Source organism: Pseudomonas emilianonis, from assembly GCF_023072625.1.
Classification (GTDB): domain Bacteria; phylum Pseudomonadota; class Gammaproteobacteria; order Pseudomonadales; family Pseudomonadaceae; genus Aquipseudomonas; species Aquipseudomonas paraveronii.
The window spans coordinates 1-8028 of the sequence record NZ_JAKNRV010000248.1; the positions used below are offsets into that span (position 1 = coordinate 1).

Consider the following 8028-nt stretch of genomic DNA (forward strand, 5'->3'; position numbering starts at 1 on the left):
TATTGCTGAAGTGCGCGTTGTCGATGGCGTAGCGTTGCAACAGGCCGATCAGCACCGGGGCGCATTCTTCGGCGTTGTTACGCACGCAGGCTTGCTGGCACAGGATCTCGGTGGGGCAGACCCGGGCGCAGCTGCCGCCGAGGATGTTGGCCGAGAGAATCTTCTGCGCGGCGCCTTGCACGTTGTCGGTGTGGATGTTGCGGATGAACGACGGGATGTCGATTTCGCTGGGGCACGCGTTCACGCACGGCGCGTCGTAGCAATACAGGCAGCGCGAGGCTTCCAATTGCGCCTGGCGGGCGTTGAGGGGCGGCGCCAGGTCGGTGAAATGGCTGGCGAGGGTGGCGCCGTCTTCATGGGGATGGGGGAGGTGGGTCAGGGTCTGGATCACGGTGTGGGCCTCACGGTTTTTTTTCGGATTGCCTCTGGCGGGCATTTTTGTTGCCTGGGCTTGCCCCCATAGCGCTCTCAGCGGTTCACAGCAACCGGCTTGGAGCGCTCAGCCCGCTTGCTCAACTGCTCGAACACCGCCGGGTACGCCGGCCGTTCCACATACCGCCCGGCACCGCGTTCGGCGCGCAGGTCGCCATCGGCCCAGACCAGCTTGCCCTGGCTGATGGTGTGGCTCGGCACGCCGCGCACGGTCTTGCCTTCGAAGATGTTGAAGTCGACGTTCTGGTGGTGGGTCTTGGCGGAAATCGTGCGCGTGCCCTCGGGGTCCCACAGCACCAGGTCGGCATCGGCACCGACGCGGATTGCGCCTTTGCGTGGGTAGAGGTTGAAGATCTTCGCGGTGTTGGTGGAGGTCAGCGCGACGAATTGCTGCATCGACAGGCGCCCAGTGTTGACCCCTTCGTCCCACAACAACGCCATGCGGTCTTCGATACCGGCGGTGCCGTTGGGGATCTTGCTGAAGTCGTCACGCCCGGCAGCTTTTTGCTCGGCGCAGAAGCAGCAGTGGTCGGTGGCGGTGGTGTGCAGGTTGCCCGATTGCAGGCCATGCCACAGCGCCTCTTGATGCCCGCGCGGGCGGAATGGCGGGCTCATCACATAGCCAGCGGCGGTCTGCCAGTCGGGGTGACGGTAGACGCTGTCGTCCAGCAGCAGGTGCCCGGCGAGCACTTCGCCGTACACCGCCTGGCCCTTGCCGCGAGCGTAGGTGATTTCATCCAGCGCCTCTTTGGTCGAGACGTGTACCAAGTACAGCGGCGTGCCGATGGTCTCGGCGATACGGATCGCACGGCTCGCCGCTTCACCTTCGACCTGGGACGGACGCGACAGCGGGTGCGCTTCCGGCCCGGTGATGCCCTGGGCCATCAGCTTGCGTTGCAGGTGATACACCAGCTCGCCGTTTTCTGCGTGCACGGTGGGCACCGCGCCCAGCTCCAGGCAGCGCTCGAAGCTGGCCACCAACGTATCGTCGGCCGCCATGATCGCGTTCTTGTAGGCCATGAAATGCTTGAAGCTGTTGATGCCGTGGTGGCTGACCAGCTCGGCCATTTCCTCGCGCACCTGCTCGCTCCACCAGGTGATCGCGACGTGAAAGCCATAGTCGGCCGCCGACTTTTCCGCCCAGCTGCGCCATTGGTGAAAGGCTTCGAGCAAGGATTGCTGCGGGTTGGGAATCACAAAGTCGATGATCGAGGTGGTGCCCCCCGCCAGACCCGCCGCCGTGCCGCTGAAAAAATCCTCACTGGCCACGGTGCCCATGAAGGGCAGTTGCATATGGGTGTGCGGATCGATGCCGCCGGGCATCAAGTATTGGCCGCTGCCATCGAGTACTTCGGTGCCAGCGGGAATGTCCAGGTCCGTGCCAATCGCGCGAATTAGACCGTCTGCGCATAAAACATCGGCGCGGTAACTTTCATCGTGGGTAATGATGGTGGCGCCACGGATCAACAGCGACATGTCGAGTTCCTCACAAGGCTTGACCGGCTTGTGCCAGTTCTAAGTGTTGTAGTTCTTTCCAGCGCAGGTTTGTAAAACCTGTCATGGGTGACAGGAATAGAAACTAGCCGGTGTTTTTAGAATGAGCAAGAAGATTTTTACTACGTCTATTTGTTTTTTAACTAATTGAATTTAAACAATAAAAAATAAAAATCACCAAAATGTAGCGAGCGCTCACCATTTTGACGCACTTGACAGGTTTACAGTATGAGTAACATTTCTTATTGCAAATCAGGCGCTTGAGACTTGCCACTTGACGGCGGCGGTAAATAAAAATAATTGTGTTGCACCAGATTGAGTCCTGAATGTTCGGCCAACTTTCGCGTTATCCAGCCTGTGTCACGCGGCAAGTACCGCAGGATTAATCGGTGTTTGAAATAAAGCTGATAAACATCAGCGAGTTATATACGCGGTGCGGGGTCGGGTTGGGTTGTCGGCACGGTTATTGAGTGCAGTGGCGGCTGGCCGGACCCGTGATGTCATGTTGTTTACGAGGTACTCCGGCCACCTGCACCGACCTTGCAGGTGAGCAACAATAATTCGAAAAAAACCGTGGAGCGGCCATGCAACAGAACAGATCGCAAGTTATTGAACGCAACGGCCTGTACGAACTCGACGCCGGCCCCGACGTCCTCGACAGCCCTCGCTACAACCACGACATGGCACCGACCAAGGTGCATGAACGTACCTGGAACAAGTGGCACATCACCGCGCTGTGGGTCGGCATGTCGATCTGCGTGCCCACCTACACGTTGGGCGGGGTGCTCACCGCGTACTTCGGTTTGTCGGTGGGCGAGGCGCTGATGGCGATTCTCCTGGCCAATATCGTGGTGTTGATCCCGCTGACCCTCAACGCCTTCCCCGGCACCAAATACGGCATCCCGTTCCCGGTGTTGCTGCGTTCTTCATTCGGCATTCTCGGTTCCAACGTGCCGTGTCTGATCCGGGCGCTGGTAGCGTGCGGCTGGTTCGGTATCCAGACGATGTTCGGCGGGTTGGCGATTCACCTTTTTCTGGGCTCGATTTTCGAGGGTTGGAAGGCCTTGGGCGGCACCGGTGAAGTGATCGGCTTCATGATCTTCTGGACCCTGAACCTGTGGGTGGTGCTGCGTGGCGCCGAGTCGATCAAGCGCCTGGAAACCCTGTCGGCACCGCTGCTGGTGGCGGTGGGCATTGGCCTGCTGGTGTGGGCGATGCCGAACGTGTCCCTCAGCGAGTTGATGGCGATCCCGCCCAAACGCCCCGAAGGTGCGAGCCTGACCGGTTACTTCATGGCCGGCCTGACCGCGATGGTGGGCTTTTGGGCCACCTTGTCGCTGAACATTCCCGACTTCAGCCGCTACGCCAAGAGCCAGAAGGACCAGATCCTCGGGCAGATTTTCGGCCTGCCGCTGACCATGTTCCTGTTCGCCGCCCTCGGCGTGATCATGACCGCTGCGTCGGTGAAACTGGTGGGCGTCAGCGTGTCCGACCCGGTGACGCTGATCGGGCATATCCAAAGCCCGGTGTGGGTCGCCGTGGCCATGGCGTTGATCATCGTCGCCACCTTGTCCACCAATACTGCGGCGAACATCGTGTCGCCCACCAACGACTTCCAGAACATCGCGCCCAAGCTGATCAACCGCACCACGGCGGTGATTCTCACCGGGTTGGTGGGGTTGGTGTTGATGGGGCACGAGCTGCTGAAAAAGCTCGGGCTGATCATTTCCGACGTGAGCCTGGAGACTGTGTATTCCAACTGGTTGCTCGGCTATTCAAGCCTGCTGGGACCGATCGCCGGGATCATGGTGGTGGACTATTTCATCACCCGCAAACAGCAATTGGACCTGGCCGGTTTGTACCGTGACGACGTGTACCCGGCGTGGAACTGGAAAGGCTTTCTTGCGTTTGGCGTGCCGGTGGTGCTGACGTTGTTGTCGTTGGGCAGCGATGCGTTCAGCTGGTTCTACAGCTATGGCTGGTTTACCGGTTCGGCGTTGGGCGGCGTGTTGTATTACGGCCTGAATGCCGGGCGCGGGGTCAGCCCGGTCGCCGTTAAATCTTCGTTGTAAACCCGCTCAAGGTGGGAGCTGGCTCCCACCATTGACCGAGTCAATCCATAAGAAATGTAGCCTGAGGAGATCCCCATGAACGCTGCCCTGGACGTTCTGCAATCGACCCATCAGCACATCAACCGCGACCGTTTGTGGCAGTCGCTGATGGACCTGGCCAAACTCGGCGCCACCCCCAAGGGCGGCGTGTGCCGCCTGGCCCTCACCGACCTAGACCGCCAGGCCCGCGACCTGTTCGTGCAATGGTGCGAAGAGGCCGGATGCAGCGTGACCGTCGACGGTATTGGCAACATCTTCGCCCGCCGGCCGGGGCGCAATCCCGACCTGCCACCGGTGATGACCGGCAGCCATATCGACACCCAGCCCACCGGTGGCAAGTTCGATGGGTGCTTCGGGGTGTTGGCCGGTGTGGAAGTGCTGCGCACCCTCAACGACCTCAAGCTGCAAACCGAGGCGCCGCTGGAAGTGGTGGTGTGGACCAACGAAGAGGGCTCGCGCTTCCCGCCGTGCATGATGGGCTCGGGGGTGTTTGCCGAGAAATTCAGCCTGGCTGATACCCTCGCCAAGGTCGATGCGGCTGGCGTCAGCGTAGGCGATGCGCTGAATGCGATTGGCTACGCGGGGACGCGGGCGGAGAGTGGGCATAAAGTCGGCGCTTATTTCGAAGCGCATATCGAGCAGGGGCCGATTCTGGAAGACCAGAAAAAAACCATCGGCGTGGTGCTTGGTGCCCTCGGGCAAAAGTGGTTCGACTTGACACTGCGCGGCGTTGAAGCCCACGCGGGGCCGACGCCGATGCACCTGCGCAAGGACGCCCTGGTCGGCGCGGCCGCAGTGGTCACGGCGGTGAATGCGGCGGCGTTGGGGCATCAGCCGCATGCGTGTGGCACTGTCGGTTGCTTGCAGGCTTATCCGGGCTCACGCAACGTTATCCCGGGTGAAGTGCGCATGACCCTGGACTTCCGTCACCTGGAACCGGCGCGATTGGATTCGATAATTGCCCAGGTGCGCCAGGTGATCGACGAAACCTGCGCCAAACATGGGTTGAGTTTTGAAATGGAACCCACCGCCGACTTCCCGCCGCTGTATTTCGACAAAGGCTGTGTGGACGCTGTGCGCGATGCTGCGAATGGGTTGGGGTTGTCGAACATGGACATCGTCAGCGGGGCAGGGCACGACGCGATCTTCGTCGCCGAACTCGGCCCGGCGGGGATGATCTTCGTGCCGTGCGAAGGTGGCATCAGCCACAACGAAATCGAAAACGCCGCACCGGATGACCTGGCGGCGGGGTGTGCGGTGTTGTTGCGGGCAATGGTGGCTGCCTCGGCAGCCATCGCCAGCGGTAAGTTGGCTGCCTGAAATGCGCTAAAAACTGTGGGAGGGGGCTTGCTCCCGATGGCGGTGGGTCAGTTACAGATAAGCTGGCTGAACCACTGCTATCGGGGGCAAGCCCCCTCCCACATGGGTTTTGCGGTGTTCATACATTGTGTGTCTGGCGCAGGATCAGTGTGGGAGCAAGCCCCTCCCACAGTTGAACTGTGTCTATACCCAAATGGCATCCCACAACGGGTAGTCGCCAATCCGGCGAACCAATCCCGCTCGCAATGGGTTGGCCACCACATACCGGGCCATTTTCACCAGGTCGTCTTCCTGGCGCAGCGCCCGGTCATGGAAACTTTCCTGCCAAAGCCGCCCCTTGCGTCCGCTTGCGCCATTAACGGTCCTGGTGCTTTTGGACTTCACCTGGCACATCAAGTCCGCCAGCGAGCCTTTTTTCAGTTCGAGCAGCCAATGGAAATGGTCCGGCATGATCACCCATCCCAGGGAGTTAGCCAGCCCTTGGTACTGAGCTAATCGAAACTGCCAGACCACCAAGCGACCGAGATGGAAATTCTTGAATATCGGGATGCGTTCGTGGGTGTTGGTGGTGATGAGGTAGATACGGTTCGGTTCGCTGAATCGACCGATGCGCAGGCGGTGTGAAGCGGGTAAGTCAGGCATTCCTTGGCCTCTTTCTGGGTGTGTTTTGAGAGGTTAGATAGAGGGGCTTGGGATTGATGGACATGCTTTTGGCAGGATGTGTCTGAAAGAGCGCAATCGGGAGCAAGCCCCCTCCCACATGGGTTCTGCGGTGTTCATACATGGTGTGTCTGGTGCAGGGTCAGTGTGGGGGTGGGCTTGAACCCTCCCACATGGGTTCTGCGGTGTTCATACATGGTGTGTCTGGTGCAGGGTCAGTGTGGGAGGGGGCTTGCTCCCGATGAGGCCGGAACTGACGCCACCGCTATTGCGGCCGAACCTGCGCGCCTTCCCGCATCCGGCAAATTCCCAGCGCCATACCGCGCTGCGGCCCATCGACATTCGAAGGCTAGATGTGCGGCGATGGAGTTGATCGATTCCAGATCCTGGGTGGCATTGACCAGCAGCGTTTCGGTGTCAAGGTCGGGCCGGAGGCCTGAATATGCGATGGATCAGTCGGTGATGTTTGGCTGATCTACCGCCATCACAGGCAAACCAGCCCCCACCTTCGAGCCGGTTTGCACAAACAAGTCTCAGGCGCCAGGTTGCCAGCCGCCGCCAAGCGCGGTGACCAGCCCCACACTCGCCTGCAACTGCCGCGTCTGCACCGTCTGCAAGGTCATTTGCGCCTGCAACGTCGCGGTCTGCGCGGTCACCACATCCAGATAACTCACCGCGCCGGCCTGGTAGCTGTTCATCGCCAACGCTTGCGTGTGCTGCGCCGCATCTGCCGCCGCTTGTTCATCCTGCGCCTCCTGCTGCAAATCCCTTAGTTGCGCCAGGTTGTCTTCCACCTCGCGCACGGCCTTCAATACCTGGCTGCGGTACTGCGCCGAGGCTTGTTCAAACTCGGCTTTGGCCTGGCGTTCGTTGGCACTCAAGCGACCCCCATCGAAGATCGGCAAATTCATCAGCGGCCCCAGCGCCCAATACCGATTGCCTGCCGAGAGTAAATTCCCTACGCCTTGGGTCTGTCCGCCAATCAATCCGGTCAGACTGAAATCCGGGTACCACGCGGCCTTGGCCACGCCGATATTCGCGTTGGCCGCAAACACTCGGCGCTCCGCTGCCGCAATATCCGGACGACGTTGCAGCAGGTGGCTTGGCAGTTGCGACGGAATCCCTGGCAGGGCGATCAGTTGTTGGCTTGCCGGTAGCGTGAAGTCGCTGGCCGCCACGCCGACCAGTTCGCCGATGGCATGTTCGGTGAGGTTGCGTTGCCCACGCACTTCATCCAGTTGCGCCTTGGCTTGGGCGAGCTGGTTTTGCGCGCGGGTCAGGTCCAGTTCCGACGCTATCTGGCCCTCGTAGCGGCTGCGGGTCAGTTGCAGGGCCTGGCTGAAATCCTCCAGCGAGTTGTTGAGAATCCGACTTTGCGCATCCAGCCCATTGAGCTGTACATACAAGGTCGCCAACTGATGCTGCAAGCTCAAACGCGCCACCGCCAAATCGTCGCCCGACGCTTGCGCCTGCGCATCACCCGCCGCCACCTGGTTGCGGATTTTGCCCCACAGGTCCAAGTCGTAGCTCAACGAAAACCCCGCAGTGTTGCTGTTGTACACCGACGGCTGCGTTGTGCCGCGCAGCGGTCGCGAGTCCGATTGGCGCTGACGCAGCGGTTGTGCGCTGGCAGTGATTTGCGGGAACAGCCCGGCATGCAGTTGGCTGGCATACGCCTGGGACGCATCGAAGTGCGCCAGCGCTGCCGCCAGGTCCGGGTTGGCCTTGAGCAATTGCTGTTGCAACTGATCCAGGCGCGGCTCGTGGTAGAGCGCCCACCACTGCGGCGCCAGTTGGTCGGACGGCTGCGCGCTGTGCCAGGGGCCGTCGCTGGTCTGTTCGCGGTAGTTGGCCGGCAGTTTGATCGCCGGCACGTTGTAGGTCGGCGTCAGCGAGCAACCTTGTAAAGCCAGCAGCATCACGGCAGCAAGCGGTTTAAGCCTTGGGCGCATGGGCACCTCCGGAGGCGTCGGCCAGTTGCACGGGGTCGCCTTCGCGCAGGGCGTCGGGC

General features: G+C 60.8%; 5 protein-coding genes and 2 pseudogenes. 2 read left to right on the forward strand and 5 right to left on the reverse strand.

Going from position 1 to position 8028, the window contains the following annotated elements; translation table 11 throughout:
• Together L9Z73_RS21020 and hydA are read right to left on the reverse strand one after the other, a co-directional pair.
• Positions 1-391, reverse strand: a pseudogene (locus L9Z73_RS21020) (dihydropyrimidine dehydrogenase); the annotation flags it as partial.
• Positions 392-468: 77 nt separating this feature from the next.
• A complete protein-coding gene (hydA, locus tag L9Z73_RS21025) occupies positions 469-1908 on the reverse strand; it encodes a dihydropyrimidinase (protein ID WP_247404992.1) in 1440 nt (479 codons plus the stop codon).
• Positions 1909-2510: 602 nt separating this feature from the next.
• Between hydA and L9Z73_RS21030 the strand changes: the two genes are divergently transcribed.
• Together L9Z73_RS21030 and L9Z73_RS21035 are read left to right on the forward strand one after the other, a co-directional pair.
• On the forward strand, positions 2511-3998 hold the full coding sequence (locus L9Z73_RS21030) for an NCS1 family nucleobase:cation symporter-1 (RefSeq protein ID WP_247404995.1): 1488 nt from the start codon (positions 2511-2513) through the stop codon (positions 3996-3998).
• 75 nt (positions 3999-4073) lie between these two features.
• The gene (locus L9Z73_RS21035) at positions 4074-5357 is read left to right on the forward strand and encodes a Zn-dependent hydrolase (protein WP_247404998.1); all 1284 of its coding nucleotides are present in this window, start codon (positions 4074-4076) and stop codon (positions 5355-5357) included.
• Positions 5358-5540: 183 nt separating this feature from the next.
• Here L9Z73_RS21035 and L9Z73_RS21040 read toward each other — a convergent pair whose 3' ends face one another.
• The 3 genes and pseudogenes from L9Z73_RS21040 to L9Z73_RS21050 all read right to left on the reverse strand — a co-directional run bounded on the left by L9Z73_RS21040 (position 5541) and on the right by L9Z73_RS21050 (position 7969).
• Positions 5541-5999 (reverse strand): REP-associated tyrosine transposase, encoded by a 459-nt coding sequence (locus L9Z73_RS21040; protein WP_247405000.1) that lies wholly within the window; start codon positions 5997-5999, stop codon positions 5541-5543.
• A 283-nt stretch (positions 6000-6282) separates the two neighbouring features.
• Positions 6283-6466 (reverse strand): annotated as a pseudogene (locus L9Z73_RS31330) (DUF6124 family protein).
• Positions 6467-6550: 84 nt separating this feature from the next.
• Positions 6551-7969, reverse strand: a complete 1419-nt coding sequence (locus tag L9Z73_RS21050) for an efflux transporter outer membrane subunit (RefSeq protein WP_247405002.1) — start codon at positions 7967-7969, stop codon at positions 6551-6553.
• Positions 7970-8028: the final 59 nt, after the last annotated feature.

Excerpts from the sequence above, each read along its gene's own strand:
- hydA (WP_247404992.1), bottom strand. The coding sequence starts at position 1,908 with ATGTCGCTGTTGATCCGTGGCGCCACCATCATTACCCACGATGAAAGT.
- L9Z73_RS21030 (WP_247404995.1), top strand. The coding sequence starts at position 2,511 with ATGCAACAGAACAGATCGCAAGTTATTGAACGCAACGGCCTGTACGAA.
- L9Z73_RS21035 (WP_247404998.1), top strand. The coding sequence starts at position 4,074 with ATGAACGCTGCCCTGGACGTTCTGCAATCGACCCATCAGCACATCAAC.
- L9Z73_RS21040 (WP_247405000.1), bottom strand. The coding sequence starts at position 5,999 with ATGCCTGACTTACCCGCTTCACACCGCCTGCGCATCGGTCGATTCAGC.
- L9Z73_RS21050 (WP_247405002.1), bottom strand. The coding sequence starts at position 7,969 with ATGCGCCCAAGGCTTAAACCGCTTGCTGCCGTGATGCTGCTGGCTTTA.